The sequence below is a fragment of the Actinoplanes flavus genome, assembly GCF_017592555.1.
Classification (GTDB): domain Bacteria; phylum Actinomycetota; class Actinomycetes; order Mycobacteriales; family Micromonosporaceae; genus Actinoplanes; species Actinoplanes flavus.
This window is the reverse complement of record NZ_JAGFNS010000014.1, coordinates 127,050-150,056: the sequence shown is the minus strand read 5'-3', so window position 1 is coordinate 150,056 and position 23,007 is coordinate 127,050. Positions and strand designations below refer to the sequence as shown.

Here is a 23,007-nt window from a genome sequence, read left to right as displayed (position 1 = left end):
GTCTCCTTGCGGGATGGAAGCGGGTGATCGAAAGGGTGAGGCCAACATAGGTTAGCCTCACCTAAATTGTTCGTCGTTCGCTGGGAGCGCCACACCATGCCCGACCGCCGGGATTCCGCCACCGTCTCGATCGGCACCCCGTTGGAGCACACCGGCGCCTACGTCCTCGACGCCGGGCTCCAGCCCGTGCCGTCCGGTGTGGTCGGGGAGCTGTACCTGACCGGGCCGTCGCTGGCACGCGGCTACCGGGGCCGGCCGGCGCTGACCGCCCAGCGGTTCGTGGCCGACCCGTACGGCGACCCCGGCGACCGCATGTACCGGACCGGCGACCTGGTCACGGTCCGCCCGGACGGCGAGATCGAGTACGTGGGCCGCGCCGACCAGCAGGTGAAGGTCCGCGGTTTCCGGGTGGAACTCGGCGAGATCGAGGCCGCCCTGTCCGCGCTGCCCGGTGTGGCCGGCGCGGCCGTGCTGGCGGTGCCCGGGCCGGTGGTCCGCCTGGCCGGTTACGTGGCGGGTGACGTCGATCCGGCCGCGCTGCGCGCCGAACTGGCCGCCACCCTGCCCGACTACCTGGTCCCGGCGGTGATCGTCCGGCTGGACCGGCTGCCGCTCACCCCGAACGGCAAGGTCGACAAGCGCGCCCTGCCGGCCGCCGAGATGCCGGTGGTCGCCGGCCGCGCCCCGGCCACCCCGTTGGAGGCCGCCCTGTGCGCGCTGTTCGCCGACATCCTCGGCCTGGACACGGTCGGTGCCGACGACGACTTCTTCGCCCTCGGCGGCCACTCACTTCTGGCCACCCGCCTGATCGGACGGCTCCGCGCCGACCTGGGCCGGGAGATCAGCCTGCGCGACCTGTTCGCCGGGCCCACCCCGGCCGGGGTGGCGGCCGCCTCCACCGCGCAGGCCCCGGCGCGACCAGCGCTCACCCGCCGCGACCTGCCGGAAACCGTGCCTTTGTCGTACGCCCAGCAGCGCCTGTGGTTCCTGAGCCGCCTCGACGCGGACACCACCGCGTACCACATGCCGTTGATCGCCCGGCTCACCGGCGACCTGGACGTGTCCGCCCTGAATGCCGCCATCGGCGATCTCGCCGACCGGCACGCCACCCTGCGCACGGTCTTCCCGGCCGGCCCGGACGGCGTCCCCTACCAGCGTGTTCTCGACGAGCGGCCGGTTCTCGGGCGTACCGATGACGTGGCCGCGACGATCCGCGAGCCGTTCGACCTGACCGGCGACCTGCCGCTGCGGGCCGCGCTGCGCCGGATCGACGACACCACCCACGATCTGGTCCTGCTGCTGCACCACATCGCCGGCGACGAGTGGTCGATGAAGCCGCTGATGACCGATCTGGCCACCGCCTACCGGGCCCGCCGCGACGGTCGCGCCCCGGACTGGACGCGACTGCCCGTCTCGTACGCCGACTATGCCCTCTGGCAGCGCGAGTTGCTCGCCGCCGCCGAACCCACCCAGATCGCGTTCTGGCGCGACACCCTGGCCGGCGCGCCCGACGTGATGGACCTGCCCACCGACCGGCCCCGCCCGGCCGTCGCCGGAGGCGAGGGCGCGACCGTCGGCTTCGACCTGCCCACCGAGCTGGCCGACAAGGTTCGCGCCGCGGCCGCCGGCAGCAGTGTCTTCATGGTGCTGCACGCGGGCCTGGCCGCCCTGCTCACCCGGCTCGGCGCCGGGACCGACATCGTCGTCGGCACCCCGGTCGCCGGCCGTGGCGACACCGCCCTCGACGATCTGGTCGGCTTCTTCGTCAACACCCTCGCGCTGCGCACCGACACCTCCGGCGATCCCACGTTCGCCGAGCTGCTGAAGCGGGTGCGGCAGGCTGACGTGGCCGCTTTCGATCACGCCGACCTGCCGTTCGACCGGCTCGTGGAGCGCCTGAATCCGGCGCGGTCGCTGGCATATCACCCGCTGTTCCAGACCCTGCTGGTCTACCGGGCCGGGCTGGGCGAGACCCTGGATCTGGCCGGTTTGGACGCGGCCATCGAGATCACGCCGGCCGGGGACGCCAAGTTCGACCTGACGGTGAGCGTCGCCGACGGTGGCGCCGGGCAGCCGATGCACGCCGGGCTGGAGTTCCGGGCCGCGCTGTTCGACCGGGCCACCATGACGACGTTCGCGGACCGGTTCACCCGGCTGCTGGCCGCCGCGGTGGCCGAGCCGGACCGGCCGATCGGTGCCATCGACCTGCTCACCGCCCAGGAGCGGGACGCCGTCCTGCACCGGTGGAACGACACGGACCGTCCCGTCGTGCCGGCCACCCTGCCCGGTCTGGTCGCCGAGCGGATCGCCGCAACCCCGGACGCGCCGGCGGTCACCTTCGAGGGTTCGACCCTGTCCTACCGGGAATTCGGCGAGCGGGTCGATGCCCTGGCCCGCAGCCTGGCGGCGCGGGGTGCCCGGGGACGGATCGTCGCCGTACAGATGCCCCGGTCTCTTGATCTTGTAGTTGCCCTGCACGCGGTGCAGCGGGCCGGTGGCGCGTATCTGCCGATCGACCCCGACCTGCCGGCGGACCGGATCGCGTTCATGCTGGCCGACGCCGATCCGGCGGTCATTCTGACTGAAATTGATCACCTGGAGGAGCAGAGTGATCTCCCGGCGGTCAACGAAACGGACGCCGCCTACCTCATCTACACCTCGGGATCGACCGGCCGGCCGAAGGGCGTGCTCGTCCCGCACGTCGCCATCGTCAACCGCCTGCTGTGGATGCAGCACGAATACCGGCTCCAGCCCGGCGAGCGCGTCCTGCAGAAGACCCCGGCCAGCTTCGACGTGTCGGTGTGGGAGTTCTTCTGGCCGTTCCTGGCCGGCGCCCACCTCGTCGTGGCGCGCCCCGACGGCCACCGTGATCCCGCCTACCTGGCTGCGCTGATCCGCGACGAGCAGATCACCACGGTCCACTTCGTGCCGTCGATGCTCCAGGCGTTCCTGGCCGAGCCGACGGCCGCGAACTGCACCGGGCTGCGCCGGATCATCACCTCGGGTGAGGCCCTGCCCGCCGCGCTGGCCGCCGACTGCCTCGCCCTGCTCCCGGCCGAGCTGCACAACCTGTACGGGCCCACCGAGGCCGCCGTCGACGTCACCTACTGGCCGTGTGCGCCCGGCGACCAGGTCGTACCGATCGGCCGCCCGGTCTGGAACACCCGCCTCTACGTGCTGGATCGCCACCTCAAGCCGGTCCCACCGGGCGTGCCCGGCGAGCTGTACCTGGCCGGAATCCAGTTGGCCCACGGCTATCTCGGCAGGGCCGGGCTCACCGCGGAACGGTTCGTCGCCGATCCGTTCGGCGAGGGTCGCATGTATCGCACCGGCGACCGGGCCCGCTGGCGCGCCGACGGCGCCGTCGAATACCTGGGCCGCACCGACGACCAGATCAAACTGCGCGGCTTCCGGATCGAGCTGGGCGAGATCGAGGCCGCCCTGACCGCCGCGTCCGGCGGGCCGGCCGCCGTCGCGGTCCGCAACGACACGCTGGTCGGCTACACGGTCAACCCGGTCGACCTGGAACCGCTGCGCCGTACCCTGCCCGCCTACATGGTCCCGGCCGTGACCGTCCGGCTCGACGCGCTGCCGCTGTCGCCGAACGGCAAACTCGACCGGCGCGCCCTGCCCACCCCGGCGATCACCGCGACCGGCCGCGCCCCGGAGACCCCCCAGGAACGCACCCTCTGCACGATCTTCGCCGACCTGCTCGGCCTGGGCACGGTCGGCGCCGACGACGACTTCTTCGCCCTCGGCGGCCACTCGCTTCTCGCCACCCGCATGGTCAGCCAGATCCGCCTCGAACTTGGCGCGGAAGTGCCGCTACGGTCCGTTTTCGAAACCCCGACCCCCGCCGGGCTCGCTCTGCGCCTGACGGCTGCGGGTCCGCGGCGTCCTTCACTGACAGCAGGGGTACGCCCGGAGCGTCTTCCCCTCTCCGCGGCTCAGCAGCGCCTGTGGTTCCTGGACCGCCTGGACGGGCCGAGCGCCACCTACCACCTGCCGCTGGTGCTCAAGCTGTCCGGACCGGTCGACGTACGGGCACTGGCCGCCGCGATCACCGACCTGACCGTGCGCCACGAGACGCTGCGGACCGTGTTGCGCACCGAGGACGGGGAGGCGTACCAGGAGATCCTCGACCCGGTTCCGGTCACGCTGCCGGTGCTGAGCCCCGGGGAGTTCGACGCGGCGGTGAACACGCCGTTCCGGCTGGACGCGGAGCCGCCGCTGCGGGCCGCGCTGATCGCCGACGGGCCGGACGAGCACCGGCTGCTCCTGCTGCTGCACCACGTCGCCGGTGACGAATGGTCACTCGAACCGCTCTGCGCCGACCTGGCCGTGGCCTATTCGGCCCGCACCGCCGGGATCGTGCCGGCCTTCACGCCGCTGCCGGTGCAGTACGCCGACTACACCCTCTGGCACACCGAACTGCTCGACGCGGTCGGCGCGGAGCAGGCGGAATACTGGACGTCGGCGCTCGACGGCCTGCCCGAGGTGCTCGAACTGCCCACCGACCGGCCCCGCCCGGCCGTCGCGTCCGGCGCCGGACGGCTGCACGGCTTCACCATCCCGGGCGAGTTGCACCGCGGTCTGCGGGATCTGGCCAACAGCACCGGCACCAGCCTGTTCATGGTGCTCCAGGCCGGCCTCGGGGCGCTGCTCACCCGGCTCGGCGCGGGCACCGACCTGCCGATCGGCGTGCCGGTCGCCGGGCGCGCCGACGCCGCCCTGGACCGGCTCGTCGGGTTTTTCGTCAACACGCTGGTGCTGCGTACCGACACGTCCGGCAACCCCGCCTTCCGCGAGCTGCTCGGCCGGGTCCGTGCCGTCGACCTGGCCGCGTACGACCACGCGGACCTGCCGTTCGACCGGGTCGTGGAGGCCGTCAACCCGCGCCGGTCGGCCGCGTACAGCCCGCTGTTCCAGGTGATGCTCTCCTACCAGAACGGCATGCAGCAGGCCCCGGCCCTGCCCGGCCTGACCGTCGAGATCGCCTACACCGAACCGGAGATCGCCAAGTTCGACCTGACCGTCAGCGTCGCCGAGACCCCCGGTGTGGACGGCCTGGCCGGCTACCTGGAGTACCGCACCGACCTGTTCGCCCCGGCCACCGTCGCGCAGCTCGCCGACCGGTTCACCCGTCTGCTCGCGGCCGCCGTCGCCTCACCTGACCGGCCCATCGGCGACCTCGACATCCTCGCCCCCGCGGAACGGCCGGCCGCGGCGGTACCGATCGCGGCCGTCACCGTTCCCGAGGTGCTGGCCGCGCGGGCCCGCCGCGTCCCGGACCGAACCGCTGTCACCGACGGTGAACGGGCCCTCTCCTTCGCCGAGCTGGACGTGGCCGTGGAGAGGCTCGCCACCTGGCTGCGCCGGCAGGGCGCCCGCCCGGAAACGGTCATCGGGCTGCGCCTGCCGCGCGGCGTGGACGCGGTCGTGGCCCTGCTCGGTGTGCTGCGATCCGGGGCGGCGTCGATGCAACTCGACCCGTCCTACCCGGAGACACGGATCGCCGCCATGACGGCCGCCGCGAAACCGCTACTCGTCCTGGACGCGCTCCCCGCGCTCGACGGGCCGGTCGACGAGATGCCGTACCCGCACCCGGATTCCGCCGCGTACGTGATCTTCACGTCCGGGTCGACCGGCACCCCGAAGGGCGTCGTCGCCACCCACGGCAGCCTCGGCACCCTGTACGCCTCGCACGCCACCCGCCTGTTCCCGGCCGACGGGCTGCGGATCGCACACACCGCGCCGTTCACCTTCGACTCCTCCTGGGACCCGATCCTGTGGATGGCCGGCGGCAACACCCTGCACGTGGTCGACGGCGACACCTACCGCGACCCGGAGGCGCTGCTCGCCCTGCTGCGCGCGGAGCGGATCGACTACCTCGACTTCACCCCGTCCTACCTGGCCCAGCTCGTCGCGGAGGGGCTGTTCGACGGCGACCACCACCCGGGCATCGTCACGGTCGGCGGCGAGGCCGTCCCGACCGCCCTCTGGGACCGTTTGCTGGCGCAGCCCGGCCTTCTCGCCATCAACCAGTACGGGCCCACCGAGACCACCGTGGACGGCTACGTCTGGTGGAACACCGCAGCGGCGGCCACCGCGGGCAGCGCCGTCTACGTCCTCGACGCCGCGCTGCGCCCGGTTCCGGCCGGGACCACCGGCGAGCTGTACGTCGGCGGCGCCTCGGTGACCCGCGGCTACCTCGGTGATCCGGCGCTCACCGCCACCCGGTTCGTGGCCGACCCGGTCAGCGGCGGCCGCATGTACCGCACCGGTGACCTGGCCCGCTTCGGCTCCGACGGGGTGCTGCGCATCCTGGGCCGCGCCGACGACCAGGTGAAGATCCGCGGCTTCCGGATCGAGCCCGCCGAGATCGAGGCGGTGCTGCTCGGCCACCCCGCGGTGGTCCAGGCCGCGGTCGTCGTCCGCGAGGAGCGTGGCCGACAGCTTGTCGCGTACGTGGTGGGCGACGCCGATCCGGCCACGGTGAAGACGTACGCGGCCGAGCGCCTGCCCGACTACATGGTCCCGGTCGCCGTCGTGGTGCTGGACGCGCTGCCGCGTACCGCCAATGACAAGCTGGACCGGAACGCGTTGCCCGCCCCGGATCTGGCCGTCGAGAACGAGGCCGCCGCCAGCGCCGCCGAGGCGACTCTCGCCGGGTTGTTCGCCGACGTTCTCGGGGTGGCCGGAATCGGTGTCACCGACGGGTTCTTCGACCTGGGTGGCGACAGCATCTCGTCGATCCAGCTGGTCAGCCGGGCCCGCGCCGCCGGCCTCGTGGTCACCCCGCGTGACGTGTTCACCCACCAGACGCCGCGCGCCCTGGCCGCCGTGGCCCGCGAACTCGACGGCGCCCCGGTGGAGACGGCCGCCGACGCGCTGGGCGAGATCCCGGCCACCCCGATGTCGGCGTGGCTCGCCTCCCTCGGCCCGGTGACCGACGGCTACCACCAGTCGGTGGTGCTGCGCGTGCCCGCCGGCGCCGACCTGGAACCGGCGCTGACCGCCGTGCTCCGTCGCCACGACCTGCTGCGGGCCCGCCTCGACGGCGACACCCTGACCGTCCCGGAGGTGCTGCCCACCGACTGGTTCCGGGCGGTGCCGCCGGTTCCGGCCACCGCCGAGCCGGTGGCCGACCGGTCTGCGGTGGTGCAGGTTGCCGCCGAGCCGGCGGCCGACCGGTCTGTGGCGGTGCGGGTTACCGCCGAGCCGGCGGCTGATCGGTCTGCGGTGGTGCGGCAGGATCGGGCCGCCGCCGAGTCGGCGGTCGACGGGTTTGCGGTGGTGCGGCAGGATCGGGCCGCCGCCGAGTCGGCGGTCGACGGGTTTGCGGTGGTGCGGCAGGATCAGGTCGCCGCTGAGCTGGCGGGCGACCGGTTCGAGGGGATGTGGCGGGAGCGGGTCGCCGCCGAGTCGGCCGCCGCGATCGCCCGGCTGGACCCCGCCGCCGGCCGCATGGTGCAGGCCGTCCACCTCGACCAGGGGGACGAGCCCGGCCGCCTGATCCTGGTGATCCACCACCTCGTGGTGGACGGCGTCTCCTGGCGGATCATCCTGGACGATCTGCGCGCCGCCCACGCCGGGACTCCGCTGTTGCGGTCGGGTACCTCGTTCCGGAGGTTCGCGCAGGCCCAGGCCGCCGAGGACCGGTCCGCCGAGCTGCCCTACTGGGAGTCGGTGCTGGGTGGGGACGAGCCGCTGCTCGGGTCACGGCCGCTGGATCCGGCGCTGGACACCACCGCCACCTCCCGCGAACTCACCCTGACGCTGCCCGCCGAGGTGACCGGGTCACTGCTCGGCACGGTGGCCGCCGCCTTCCACGCCGGCGCCAACGACGTGCTGCTCACCGGGCTGACCCGGGCCGTACAGGGATGGCGGGGGAGTGCGGGCGCGCTGATCGACCTGGAGGGCCACGGCCGTGAGGCGGACGGGCTCGACGCGACCGTCGGCTGGTTCACCACGGTCTACCCGGTCCGGCTCTCCGCCGGCGGGGACGCGGCCGCGAGTCTGAAATCGATCAAGGAGCAGCTGCGCGCCGTACCCGCGAACGGTCTTGGTTTCGGGGTTTTGCGGTGGCTCTCGGGTGAGCTTGCCGAGGCGCCCGCGCCGCAGATCGGTTTCAACTATCTGGGGCGCATGCCGGCGCCGGAGGACGTCGATTTCGGGGTGGCGCCGGAGCGTGCCGCCGCCGGCGGATCGCCGGACATGCCACTGCCACACGCGGTCGAGGTGAACGCTGCGACGGTCGGTGGTGAGCTGCGGGCCACCTGGACGTGGGCCGCCGGTGTGCTCGCCGAGGAGCGGGTGCGGGCGCTGGCCGAGGCGTGGTTCGCCGAGCTGACCGATATTGCACAGCTCACCGAGGGTGGGCTGACGCCGTCCGACGTGACCGCCGACGTCACCCAGGGCGACCTGGACGCGCTCGGTGGTGGGCTGGTCGACGTGTGCCCGCTGTCGCCGTTGCAGGAGGGCATGCTCTTCCACTCGGAGTTCGACGCGGACGCGCCCGATGTCTATCTGAGCCAGCTCGCCATCGATCTGGCCGGGCCGCTCGACGTGGCCGCGCTGCGGCGGGCCGTGGACACGCTGTTCGCACGGCACGCCAACCTGCGGGCCTGGTTCGGGCGTACCGGCGACGGCCGGGCGGTCGCCGCGATTCCGGCCATCGTGGACGTGCCGTGGCTGGAGGCCGACTTCGACGCCGGCTTCGAGGAGCGGGACCGGGCCCGCAAGTTCGACATCACCCGGGCGCCGCTGGCCCGGTTCGCGCTGCTGAGGCAGGGCGCGGACCGGCACCGGCTGCTGTTCAGCAACCACCACGTGCTGCTCGACGGGTGGTCCACGCCGGTGCTGCTCGGCGAGCTGTTCGACCTCTACCGGGGGCGGAGTCTGCCCGCCGCCCCGCAGTACCGCGACTACCTGCGCTGGCTCGCCGCCACCGACCGGGAGGCTTCCCGGCAGGCGTGGCGGACCGCGCTCGAGGACGTCACCCCCACCCTGGTGGCCGGGCCGGCGAACGCCCGCGTGGCGGTTCTGCCCGGCACGGTGACCGTTTCGGTCGATGGGGAACGGCTCTCAGCCGCGGCCCGGCGGCTCGGTGTCACCCTCAACACCGTGGTGCAGGGCGCTTGGGCGATGCTGCTCGGGCAGCTCACCGGCAGCACCGACGTGGTGTTCGGGGCCACCGTCTCCGGACGGCCCGCCGAGGTGCCCGGCGTCGAGACGATGGTCGGGCTGTTCATCAACACCGTGCCCGTCCGGATCCGGCTCGACCCGGCCGAGACGCTCGCCCAGATGCTGCGGCGGGTCCAGGCGGAGCAGGCGGTTCTGCTCGACCACCAGCATCTCAGCCTTGCCGAGGTGCAGCGTCTCGCCGCGGAGGGTGACCTTTTCGACACGCTCGCCGTGTTCGAGAACTACCCGTACGACCCGGAGAAGGCGGCCGAGACCGTCGCCGGGCTGACCATCGGCGCCGTCGCAGGGCGGGACGCCACCCACTACCCGCTGAACGTCACCGTCACCCCGGGTGACGGATTGCAGGTGCACCTCGACTACCGGCCGGACTGCTTCACCGCGGAAGCGGCCACGGTCATCGCGGGCCGGCTCGCCACGCTGCTCGGCACGATCGGAGCGGACACCGGGAAACGGGTCGCCGCGACCAGCGTCGTCACCGCCGACTCGGCCCAGCACGGCCGCCCCACGGAGCCGTTCACGCCGATCACCGGCATGCTGGCCGGCCACACCGGCACCGCCGTCGTCGGTCCGGACCGGACCCTCACCTTCGCTGAGCTCGACGCCGAATCCAACCGGGTCGCCAACGCGCTGCTCGGCCTCGGCGCCGGGCCGGAGACCGTGGTCGCGCTGCGGCTGCCGCGCGGCGCGGACGCCGTCGTCGCCCTCTTCGGCGTGCTCAAGGCGGGCGCGACCGCGTTGCCGATCGACGCCGCCTATCCGGCCGACCGGGTGGCGCTGATGCTCGCCGACGCTCAGCCGGTGATCACCCTGGACGCGCTGCCGCCGGGCGGCGCTGACACGCCACCGCCGGTCCCGCTGCGATCCGGCCAGGCTGCCTACATCATCTACACGTCCGGATCCACCGGTACGCCCAAGGGCGTCGTCGTCAGCCACGGCGCCATCGCGAACCTGCTCGCCGGACATCGCCGTGACCTGTTCCCGTCGACCGGCCGCATTCGCGTCACGCACACCGCCTCGTTCGGGTTCGACGCCTCCTGGGACCCGATCCTGTGGATGCTCGCCGGGCACGAACTGCACGTTCTCGACGACTACGCCGACCCCGACGTGTTCCTCGCCTACCTGCGTGAACACCGGATCGACGGGATCGACTTCACCCCTGCCTACCTGGAACAGCTGATCGACCGCGGCCTGCTCACCGGGCCCGGTCACGTGCCGTCGGTGGTGTCGGTCGGTGGCGAGGCCGTGCCGCCGGGGCTCTGGCAGACCCTGCTCGACGCCGGGGTGCGGGCCCTCAACCTGTACGGGCCGACCGAGTACACGGTCGACGCCTATCAGTGGACGGCCGACGGTGGCAGCCCGATCGCCGGCACCACGGTCCGTGTTCTGGACGCCGCGCTGCGGCCGGTGCTGCCCGGTGTGACCGGCGAGCTGTACCTGGCCGGGCCGGGCGTGGCCCGCGGATACCTGAACCGGCCCGGCCTGACCGCCGAGCGGTTCGTCGCCGACCCGTACGGTTCCGGCCGCATGTACCGGACCGGTGACCTGGCCCGGTTCGTCGACGGCCGGCTCGAACTGCTCGGCCGCGCCGACGACCAGGTGAAGATCCGCGGCTACCGGATCGAGCTCGGCGAGGTGGAGGCCGCACTGTCCGCCCTGCCCGGCGTGATCCAGGCGGTCGCCATGGTCCGCGAAGACCATCCCGGGGTACGGCGACTCGTCGGCTACGTCGTCGGATCCGCCGACGTGGCTCTGCTGCGCGATCGGCTGCCCGACTACATGGTCCCGTCCGTGGTCGTCACCCTGGACGCCGTCCCGCTCACCCCGTCCGGCAAGGTGGACCGGCGCGCCCTGCCCGCCCCGGCCCAGCCGGTCAGCGCCTCCCGGGAGCCGCGCACCGACGCCGAACGCCTGATCCAGACCCTCGTCGGCGAGGTGCTCGGCGTGTCCGCCGGGATGACCGACAGCTTCTTCGACCTCGGCGGCGACAGCATCTCCTCGATCCAGCTGGTCAGCCGGGCGCGGGCCGCCGGTCTCATGCTCACCCCGCGGCAGGTGTTCGAGGAGCGTACGGTCGAGGCGCTCGCCGCGGTGGCCGCGCCGGTCGCCCGGGAACAGCTGGAGCCGCGCGACGCGGCGTACGGCCCGATTCCGGCCACCCCGATCATCCGCTGGCTGCGCGACCTGACCGGCGGCGACGTCGCTCTGGCCGCCGGCTACAGCCAGGAGATCCTGGTCCACCTGCCGGACGGTCTCGCCGACGACACCCTGCGGTCGGCGCTGCAGGCGGTATACGACGCGCACGACCTGCTTCGCGCCGCCCTCACCGCCGACTGGGACCTGTCGGTGCCCCCGCCCGGCGCCGCTGTCCCGTTCCGGGTGGCGGGCGCCGATGTGGACACCGAGTTGAGGGCCGCCCAGCAGCGCCTCGACCCGATCGCCGGCCGCATGTTCGAGGCGGTCCGCCTACGGCTGAATGACGGCGACCGCCTGCTTCTGGTCATCCACCACCTGGTCGTCGACGAGGTGTCCTGGCGCATCCTGCTGCCCGACCTGGCCGCCGCCTGCGAGGGCCGCCCGGTCACCCCGGCCGGCACCTCCTTCCGCCGCTGGACCAGCCTCCGGCAGGACCGCAACGACGCCGTTTCCGCCGACCTCGACCGCGGTTCCGAGGGCCGGGGAGCGAACGCCGAGGCCCGCCTGTGGGCGGCCGCGACGGCCGCCGCGGGCCCGATCGGCGACCGGCCGCTCGACTCGGCCGTGGACACCACCGCCACGCTGCGGCGGCTGGAGATCAGCGTCCCGGCGGAGCCGCTGCTGTCGGCGGTGCCGGCGGCGTTCCACGGCAACCCGGAGGATGTGCTGCTCACCGGGCTCGCCCGGGCGCTGCCCGATTGGCGTGAGGCCTATGGCTACGGCCACGACACGGTGTCCGTCGTGGATCTGGAGAGCCATGGCCGCGCGGATCTGCCGGGCGCCGACACGGCCCGGACGGTCGGCTGGTTCACCAGCCTCTACCCGGTTCTGCTCGACCCGGGCACCGGCGACGCGGCGGACGCGCTGAAGCGGATCAAGGAGCAGCTGCGCGCCGTACCGGATCGGGGTGTCGGTTTCGACGGCGGCAGCACCGGCCCGATCTGCTTCAACTACCTCGGGCGGGCCGGGTCGTTCACCGGCGAGCCGTGGTCGCCCGCGCCGGAGTCCTCCCGGTTGCGCGGCGGCGCGCGGGACCTGCCGGTGGCGTATCCGCTGGAAGTGAACGCCGACATCCGCGACGGCGCCCTCGTCGCCGTGCTGACCTGGCCCGATGGGGTGCTGACCGAGGCCGCGGTGGCCGACCTGGCCGAGCGCTGGCAGGAGGCCCTGCGTGAGCTGGCCGCCGTCGAGCGTGGTGGCCGCACCCCGTCCGACCTGCCGCTGGTCTCCCTCACCCAGGCGGAGATCGACGAGATCGAGGCCGCCCACCCGGATCTCGCCGACGTGCATCCGCTGTCGCCGCTCCAGCAGGGCATGGTCTTCCACACCCTGCTCGACGACTCCGGCCCGGACGTCTACGTCACCGAACTCACCATCGACCTGGCCGGGCCGCTCGACGAGGACCGGCTGCGCGCCGCCCTCGACACCGTCCTCTCCCGCCACGAGAACCTGCGGATCGCCGTGCACCGCACCGCCGCCGGCTCGGTCGTCGCGGTCGTCCCGCGAACCGCCACCGTGCCGTGGTCGGACACCGTTCCGGACCGCTTCGACCTGGGCACCGCCCCGCTGATCCACGCCCGCCTGTCCGAAACCGGCGGCACCACCGGTTCCGCGCCGTCGGCTGTGGCCGAAATCGGCGGCACCACCGGTTCCGCGCCAGCGGCCGTGGCCGAGAGTCGCAGCGCCACCGGTTTCGCGCCGACGGCCGTGGCCGAAAGCAGCAGCGCCACCAGTTCCGCGCCAGCGGCCGTGGCCGAGAGTCGTAGCACCACCGGTTCCGCGCCGTCGGCTGTGGCTGAAACCGGCGGCACCACAGGTTCCGCGCCAGCGGCAGTGTCCGAAAGCGGCGACGCCGTGACGGCGGCCGGGCGCCGGCTCACCATCACCAGCCACCACCTGCTGCTGGACGGATGGTCGACGCCGCTGTTCATCGGCGAGCTGATGGCCGCCTACCAGGGTGGCGACCGGCCCACGGCGGCGCCGTTCCGGCGCTACCTGTCCTGGCTGAACGAGCAGGACCCGCAAGTCTCCCGCCAAGCGTGGCAGCTGGCGCTGGACGGCGCCGAACCGTGTCTCGCGGCCGCCGCCGGGCACCGCGAGCCGATCCGCCCGGCCGAGATCACCGTTCCGCTGGACGTGGCGCTCGACGACGCGGCCCGCGCCCTCGGCGTCACCATGAACACCGTCGTGCAGGGCGCCTGGGCCATGCTGCTGGCCGGGCTCACCGGCCGCGACGACGTCATCTTCGGCGCGACCGTCTCCGGCCGCCCGCCGGAGGTGGACGGCGTCGAGCGGATGATCGGCCTGTTCATCAACACCGTCCCGGTGCGGGTGCGGCTGCACCCGGGGGAGACCCTCGCCGGGCTGCTCACCCGCATCCAGGCCGAGCAGGCCGCCCTCACCGCCCACCACCACGTCGGCCTCACCGAGATCCAGCGGCTGGCCGGCGCGGGTGAGCTGTTCGACACGCTCGCCGTGTTCGAGAACTACCCGTTCGACCCGGACCGGGCGGCCCGCGACGCCGACGGCCTCACCATCACCGGGGTGGGCGGCAGCGACGCCACCCACTACCCGCTGAGCCTGTCGGTGATCCCCGCCGAGACCCTGAAACTGCACCTGGAGTACCGCCCGGACTGCTTCACCGCCGAGCGGGTCACCGAACTGGGCGCGCGGCTGGCGGATCTGCTCACCGCCTTCGCGACCGATGCGCGGCAGCTGGTGGGCCGGGTGCCGAATCCGGGTGCCGCGGCGCCCGTTGTCGGTCCCAAGGTTGGCGAGACGCCGCTGCTGCCGGCCGTTTTCGCCACCACGGCAGCCGCGACGCCGGACGCCACCGCGCTGGTCGCGGGCCCGACGCGACTGACCTTCGCGCAGCTCGACGCCGCGTCGAACCGGCTGGCGAGATGGCTGATCGCCCGGGGCGCCACAGCCGAGAGGTACGTGGGCCTGCGCCTGCCCCGCGACGAGTCCTATCCGATCGGCCTGCTGGCGGTGCTCAAGGCGGGCGCGGCCGCCCTGCCGATCGACACCGGCTACCCGGCCGACCGGGTCGCGCTGATGCTGGCCGACACCCGCCCGGTAGTGGTCCTGGACGAGCTGCCCGACCTCGGTGATCTCCCGGACACCCCGGTGGACGTCGCGATCGACCCGGGCCAGACCGCGTACGCCATCTTCACCTCCGGCTCCACCGGCCGCCCGAAGGGTGTGGCCGTCCCGCACGCCGCCATCGCCAACCTGCTCGCCTCGCACCGCGCGAGCGTGTTCACCGGACAGCGGCTGGCGATCGCGCACACCACCTCGTTCTCGTTCGACGCGGCCTGGGACCCGATCCTGTGGCTGTTCGCCGGCCACGAGCTGCACGTGCTCACCGAGGACGTCTACCGCGACCCGGAGTCGATGGCGGCCTACGTGGACACGCACCGGATCGGCTACCTCGACTTCACTCCGGCGCACCTGGGCCAGCTGCTCGGCGCGGGCCTGCTGGGCGAGGGACGGCACCGCCCGAGCGTGGTGTCGGTCGGCGGCGAGGCGGTCCCGGACACCCTGTGGCGGCGGCTGACCGCGATCGACGGCCTGACCGTCAACAACCTGTACGGCCCCACCGAGTACACCGTCGACGCCTGGCACTGGCAATCCACCGGCCTGTCCCGGCCGATCGCCGGCACCCGCACGTACATCCTGGACCGCGCGCTGCGCCCGGTCCCGCCGGGCGTGCCGGGCGAGTTGTACCTGGCCGGTGCCGGTCTGGCCCGCGGTTACCTGAACCCGGCCCGCACCGCCGAACGGTTCGTCGCCGACCCCTGGCAGGCCGGCGAGCGGATGTACCGCACCGGCGATCTGGCCATGTGGGAGCCGGCGGGCGACCTGCGGCTGCTGGGCCGCACCGACGACCAGGTGAAGATCCGCGGCTACCGGATCGAGCTGGGCGAGGTGGAGGCCGCCCTGGCCGCGCTGCCCGGCGTCGATCAGGCGGTCGTGGTGGTTCGCGCCGAGGGCGCCCGCCGCCTGATCGGCTACGTGACGGGGGAGGCCGCCGATCTGCGGGAGCGGCTCGCCGCCACGCTGCCCGACTACATGGTTCCGGCGGTGATCGTGCGCCTCGACGAGCTGCCGCTGACGGTCAGCGGCAAGGTGGACCGGGCCGCGCTGCCCGTCCCGGACCTGGCGCCGACCACGAGCAGGGCGCCGGTCACCGCGGCCGAGCGGATCCTCTGTGACCTGTTCGCCCAGCTTCTGGGCCTGGCGGCGGTCGGCGCCGACGACGCGTTCTTCGACCTGGGCGGCGACAGCATCTCGTCGATCCAGCTGGTCAGCCGGGCCCGCGCGGCCGGGCTGGCGATCACTCCGCGGCAGGTGTTCGACCACCGGACTCCGGCCGGCCTGGCCGCGGTCGCCGGTGCGGTCCGCGACGACGCCGAACCGCGCGCCGAGGCGTTCGGCGAGGTGCCGTTCACGCCGATCATGCACTGGCTGCACGAGCTGGGCACCGGCACGCGCGGTTTCAGCCAGGCGGTGATGGTCGGCGCCTCGACGGACAACCTCGTGGCGGCGATGCAGGCGCTGCTCGACACCCACGATCTGCTGCGGGCCCGCACCGAGGGGACCCGGCTGATCGTGCCGCCGCCGGGCACGACGAAAGCCGAGGACGTGCTGTCCGAAGGGAGCGGTGACTGGGCCGCCGACGCCCGCCGCGCCCAGGCGGAACTGGACCCGGACGCCGGGATCATGCTGCGTGCCGTCCACGGCGACGGCCGTCTGCTGCTGGTCGCCCACCACCTGGTGGTGGACGCGGTGTCGTGGCGGATCCTGCTTCCCGACCTGGAAGCCGCCCAGGCCGGCCGCCGGCTGGAGCCCGCTCCGACGTCGTTCCGCCGCTGGGCGCGCCGCCTGTCCGAGGAGGCCGCGAGCCGGCGAGGCGAGATCCCGGCGTGGCGGCGCATTCTCGCCGGTGACAACACACCCCTGGGCGTACGCCCCCTCGGACCCCAGGACACCACGGCCACCATGCGTCACCTGCGCCGGACACTGACCGGGGCGGCGCCGCTGTTCACCACGATCCCGGCCGCCGTGCACGGCAACGTCGACGACGTGCTGCTGACCGCCCTGGCCGAGGCGTTCGGCCGCCCGTCGATCCTGGTCGACCGGGAGACCCACGGCCGCGAGGACCTGGGCCTGGACACCTCCCGCACGGTCGGCTGGTTCACCAGCGTCCACCCGGTCCGCATCTCGGCCGGTGGCTCGATCAAGCGGGTCAAGGAGGAGCTGCGGGCGGTGCCGGGTTCCGGTATCGGCTACGGACTGCTCCGCTACCTGGACGGCGAACTGGCCGGCACCGCGCAACCGCAGGTCGCCTTCAACTACCTGGGCCGGGCGGTGGCCGCCGCCGACGGTGACGCGGGAATCGGCGACGGTGGCGCCGACGCCGACATGCCGGCCACCCACGTGATCGAGATCAACGCGGAGGCGTCCCCGGACGGCACCGAGCTGGTCGCCGACTGGTCCTGGCCGGACGGCGTGCTCACCGAGGAGCAGGTCGCCGCCTACGCCGACGCCTGGTTCGCGGCCCTGCGGCGGCTGGGCGGCGAACACGGCCACACCCCGTCCGACTTCCCGCTGGTCAGAACCGGCCAGGCGGAGATCGACCGGCTGGAGACCGCCTATCCGGGGTTCGCCGACCTGCTGCCCGCCTCACCGTTGCAGGAGGGCCTCGCCTACCACGCCGAGCTGGGCGCCGACGTCTACACCGTGCAGCTCGCCTTCGACCTGGAGGGCGAGGTCGACGCGGCGAGACTGCGCGCGGCCGCCCGGGATCTGCTGCGGGCCCACCCCAACCTGGCCGCCGGTTTCCTCCAGGGCGAGCACGGCCTGCTCGCCGTGATCCCGGCCGACCCGGAGCCCGCGTGGCGGGAACTGGACGCACCGACGGATGCCGACTGCGAACGGGCGGCCGAGGCGGACCGGGCGCCGTTCGACCTGGCCGCGCCGCCGCTGTTCCGCTTCACCCTGCTGCGGCGGGGCCCGGGACGCAGCCGCCTGCTGATCTCCAACCACCACATCCTGCTCGACGGCTGGTCCACCCCGCTGCTGGTCGGCGACCTGTTCGCCCGGTACGCCGGACAGCGCCCGGCCGCGGTCACCCCGTACCGGGAGTATCTGACGTGGCTGGCCGGGCAGGACCCGGCGGCGGCGCACGCGGCGTGGGCCGACGCCCTGGAGGGCCTGGACCGGCCCACCCGGGTCGCGCCGGACACGCCGCCCGCGCTGACCGTACAGGAGCAGCACGAGGTGACGCTGCCGGAGGAGCTGACCGCGGCCCTGACCGGTTGGGCCCGGACCCGCGGGCTCACCCTGAACACCGTGGTCCAGGGTGTGTGGGCGCTGCTGCTCGGCCAGCTCACCGGCCAGGACGACGTGGTGTTCGGCACCACCGTGTCCGGCCGGCCGGGCGGTCTGCCCGGCGTCGAGGACATGATCGGCCTGTTCATCAACACCGTTCCGGTACGCGTCCGCCTGAACCCCGCGCGGACGGTCGGCGACTACCTGGACACCGTCCAGCGGGAACAGTCCCGGCTGCTCGACCACCAGCACCTCGGCCTGGCCGAAATCCAGCGGATCGCCGGATCCGGAGAGCTGTTCGACACCCTCGCCGTGTTCGAGAACTACCCGTTCGACGCCGAGAAGGCGCGGCAGACGTTCGCCGGGCTGCGGATCACCGGGGTCGTCGACGAGGACACCACCCACTATCCGCTCGCCCTGGCCGTGAACCCGGGCGACCGTCTGGTGCTGCAACTGCGGTACCGGGCCGACGCGTTCACCGTGGCCGAGATCGAGGTGCTGGGCGAACGGCTGCACGCCCTGTTCCGTGCGGTGCCGGCCGCCGCCGCCACCCCGGTCGGCCGGTTGTCGCTGCTCACCGCCACCGAGGCGGCCGAACTGGCCCGGTTCACCGGCCGGGCCGGCGGCTACCCGCCGCGGACGGTCGCCGAGCTGTTCGCCGCGCATCAGCGGCCGGACGAGATCGCCGTGGTCTGCGAGGACCGGCGGCTCACCTACGCCGAACTGGACGCCGCCTCCAACCGGCTGGCCCGGGTGCTGCGCGGACACGGCGCCGGGCCGGAGCGGACGGTCGCGCTGGCCCTGCCCCGTGATGTCGAGATGGCGGTGGCGGTGCTGGCCGTCGCCAAGGCGGGCGCCGCCTATCTGCCGATCGACCCGGCCTACCCGGCCGCCCGGATCGCGCACATGCTCGACGACGGCTGCCCGGTCGTCGGCCTCGCCACCCGGGCCACCGCGGCCGCGCTGCCCGGCGTCCCGACGCTGCTCATGGACGACCTCGACGAGACCGACGACAGCCCGCTCGACGTCCACGTGGATCCGCGTAACCCGGCCTACGTGATCTACACGTCCGGGTCGACCGGCCTGCCGAAGGGCGTCGTCGTCACCCACGAGGGCGTCACGGCGCTGCTCGCCACCGCACGCGAGTCGTTCGGCGTCGACGAGAACGCGAGGGTGCTCCAGTTCGCGTCGATCAGTTTCGACCTGGCCTTCTTCGAGCTGGCGATGGGCCTGCTCACCGGCGCCCGGTCGATCATCGTGCCGTCCGCGCGCCGGGTGGCGGACAAGGCGCTGACCGACTACATCGCGTCGAACGGCGCCACCCACATCGCGCTGCCGCCGGCCGTGCTCGGCGCGCTGCCGCCGGACGCCGAGCTGCCCGCCGGAGCCGTGCTGCTGTGCGGAACCGAGGCGGTCACCCCGGAACTGGCCAGGCGGTGGGGCGAGCGGATGCGGTTCGTCGACGCCTACGGGCCGACCGAGGCGACGGTCAACTCCACCCTGTGGGAGTACCGGCGCGGCTGGGACGGCGCCCGCGTGCCGATCGGCGTCCCCGACCCGGGGACGACCGCGTACATCCTGGACAAGGCCCTGCGGCCGGTCCCGGTGGGCGTCCAGGGCGAGCTCTACCTGGGTGGTCCCGGTCTGGCCCGGGGGTACGCGGGACGCCCCGGCCTGACGGCGGAACGGTTCGTCGCGAACCCGTGGGAGCCGGGTCAGCGCATGTACCGCACCGGCGACGTGGTGTCCTGGCGAGAAGACGGGAACATCGACTTCTTCGGCCGTTCCGACGACCAGATCCAGTTGCGCGGCTTCCGGGTCGAACTCGGCGAGATCGAGGCGGCCCTCGCAGAACAGCCGGAGGTACGCCAGGCCGCCGTGATCCTGCGCACCGACCACGGCATCAAACGGCTCGTCGGATACGTGGTCCTCGACCGCCCGGCCGGTGACCTGCGGGACCGGCTCGCCGCCACCCTGCCGGAGCACATGGTCCCGGCGGCCGTGGTCGAGCTGGACGCGCTGCCGCTCACCCCGAACGCCAAACTGGACCGCCGGGCGCTGCCCGCGCCGGAGTTCACCGCCGGCGGCAGCGGACGCCCGCGCACCGCCACCGAACGCCTGGTCTGCGGTGTGTTCGCCGAGGTGCTCGGCCTGGAACAGGTGGGCGTCCAGGACGGCTTCTTCGACCTGGGCGGGCACTCGCTGCTGGTGGTGCGGGTGCAGACGGCGTTGCAGGGCGTGGTGACGGTGCCGGACATCATCGCCCACCCGACCCCGGCCGCCCTGGCGAGGCTGATCGACTCCGGCGCCGAGCCGGGGGCAGCGCTGCGCCCGCTGCTGCCGCTGCGCCCCACCGGCGAGGGCGAGCCGCTGTTCTGCGTGCACCCGGCCGCCGGCCTGGGGTGGTCGTTCGCCGGGCTGGCCCGGTACACCAGACGGCCGGTCTACGCGTTGCAGGCCCGCAGCCTGACCGAACCCGGGCACACACCGACCGCCGAGCAGATGGCCGCCGACTATCTGGCGCTGATCCGCGAGATCCAGCCACAGGGCCCGTACCACCTGGCCGGCTACTCGCTCGGCGGGACGGTGGCGCACCTGATGGCCACCGAGCTGCGCCGTGAGGGGCAGGACGTGCGTCTGGCCCTGCTCGACGCGTACCCCGGAAGGCCAGGAGGCGGAGAGACCGGCCCGGCGGCCGGCGACGGCCTGGACTTCCTGCTCGCCCTGTCCGACCTGGACGCCCTGCCGGCGGACCGCGACGAGGCGTTCGCCGCGCTCAGTGGATCGGGGGTCCTGGCCGGGCTCGGGCGGCCCGCGCTGGAGGCGATCGAGGCCAACCTCGCGGCCGCGGGCTCGCAGGTCGACGGCGCCGCGCTGGGCTTCTTCGACGGCGAGTTGCTGCTGTTCACGGCGGCGAACGAGGAGGCCGACGACGCGTTCCGGGCGGACGCCTGGGAGAAGCACGCCACATCGGTACGGGTGGTGCCCGTGCCCTGCACCCACGACGAGATGACCGACCCGGCCGCGCTCGCGCTGATCGGCCCGGAGCTGGCGAACACCTGGGAGAACCACCGATGACCGAACACCTGCGGCTGTCCCCGGCCCAGTCCCCGCTCTGGTACGCCCAGCAGCTCGACCCGGCCAGCCCGGTCTACAACACGGCCGACTACGTGCGGATCGAGGGCCCGCTCGACGTGGCGAGATTCGAGGCGGCCGTCCGGCAGGCGGTCGGCGAGGCGGAGTCGCTGCACACCCGGTACGGCTCCGACGACACCGGCCCGTGGCAGGTGATCGACCCGCGGCCGTTCCCGTTCCCGGTCCGCGAGTGTGGCGAGGACGAGGCGCTCGCCTGGATGCGCGCGGACGTCCGTACCCCGGTGGACCTGGCCGCGGGCCCGCTGTTCGCGCAGGTGCTGTTCCGGGTCGGCCCGGAGACGTGGCTGTGGCACCAGCGGATCCACCACATCGCCATCGACGGGTTCGCGTTCTCGATGCTGGCCCGCCGGGTCGCCGACCGGTACACGACGGGGGAGGGGCGGCCGTTCCGCCCGTTCGCGACCGTTCTGGAGGTGGCCGACGCCTATCTCGCCTCCCCGAAGCATCCGGCCGACCGCGAGTTCTGGCGCGGCTACCTGGACGGGATGCCGGAGCCGGCCGCGCTGGCCGCCCCGGCGCCGGTCGCCGACCACACGGTCCGGGCGGTCACCCGGATCGGCCCTGAGCGGGCCGCCGGGCTGAAGAGCCTCGGCGTCGGCTGGCCGGAGCTGTTCGCCGCGGCCACCGCCGCCTACCTGCACCGGATGACCGGTACGACCGAGGCCGTGCTGGGCCTGCCGGTGATGGGCCGGCTCGGCACCCCGCTGCTGCGGGTCCCGGCGATCGTGATGAACATCGTGCCGCTGCGCGTGCCGGTCCGCCCCGACCAGACGCTGCCCAGCCTGGCCCGGCAGATCGCCGCCGAGATCAAACGGTCCCGGCCGCACCACCGCTACCGGCACGAGCAGATGCGGCGCGACCGGGGGCTGGTCGGCAGCGACCGGCGGCTGTTCGGCCCGGTGGTCAACGCCATGCCGTTCGACAACGACCTGCGGTTCGGCACGGCGACCGGCACCATGCACAACATCTCGGCCGGGCCGGTCGAGGACCTGGCGCTGGGTGTCCGCGACTTCGGCGACGGCACCGGCATGAGCCTGGAGGTGGACGGCAACCCGGCCCGGTACACGGAGTCCGGCCTGGCCGATCATCTGGACCGGCTGCTGCGCCTGCTGGCCGAGCCGGAGACGCCGCTGGGCCGGCTGCGGCTGGGCCCGGCGGTCGCGCCCCGCCGTCCGGTGTGGCGGGATCGGGCGGCGACGCCGGTTCTGGACCGGATCGCCGTGCAGGTGGCGGCGACCCCGGACGCGGTGGCGGTCGAGCAGGGCGGGGCGCGGTACACGTACGCCGAGATGTGGGTGAGAGCCGGCGCCGTGGCCGCCGACCTGGCCCGTCGCGGGGTGGAAGCGGACAGCCTGGTCGCGGTGCGGATGCGCCGCGAGCCGGACGCGATCGTGGCGATCCTGGGCGCGCTGCTGGCCGGCGCGGCCTATCTGCCGGTCGATCCGGACGGCCCGGCGGGACGCAACGCCGATGTGCTGGCGGACGCCCGGCCGGTCATCGTCCTCGACGAGATCGGTGGCGGAAACGAAGTGGTCCGCCGGAAGGTGCCGGAGGACGCGCTCGCCTACGTGATCTACACCTCGGGTTCGACCGGCCGCCCGAACGGCGTGGAGATCAGCCGTGGGGCGCTGTCGCATTTCGTGGCGGCCGCCACCCACCGGTACGGGTTCACCGACAGCGACCGGGTTCTCCAGTTCGCGGCCCTCCACTTCGACGCCAGTGTGGAGGAAATCTTCGGCACTCTCTCGACCGGTGGGACGCTGGTGCTGCGCGAGCCCGAGATGCACGCCTCGGCGGAGACGTTCCTGCGGGCGTGCGGTGAGCTGCGACTCACCGTGCTCGACCTGCCGACCGCGTTCTGGCACGAACTGGTGCACGCCCTCACCACTCAGGACATCGGGGTCCCGGATTCGGTACGCACAGTGATCATCGGTGGCGAGGCGGCGCTGCCGGACCGGGTTGCCGCCTGGCGGCGAATCGCCCCGAATGTCCAGCTATTCAACACTTACGGACCGACCGAATCCACTGTGGTAGCCACCTCCGCGTCGATCGGACGTTAGGTAAGCCTTACCTCATGTGGTAGAAACTCAGCGCGGCCTAGCCGCCTGATTCCGA

2 protein-coding genes are annotated in these 23,007 nt (G+C 73.4%); both read left to right on the top strand.

Going from position 1 to position 23,007, the window contains the following annotated elements:
* The first annotated feature begins 66 nt into the window (after positions 1–66).
* Entirely contained in the window at positions 67–20,814 is a 20,748-nt protein-coding gene (locus tag J5X75_RS22210) for a non-ribosomal peptide synthase/polyketide synthase (RefSeq protein WP_208469402.1), read from the top strand.
* A complete protein-coding gene (locus tag J5X75_RS22205; RefSeq protein WP_208469401.1) occupies positions 20,811–22,952 on the top strand; it encodes an AMP-binding protein in 2,142 nt (713 codons plus the stop codon). Before J5X75_RS22210 ends, J5X75_RS22205 begins: the two co-directional genes overlap by 4 nt.
* The last annotated feature ends 55 nt before the right edge of the window (positions 22,953–23,007 follow it).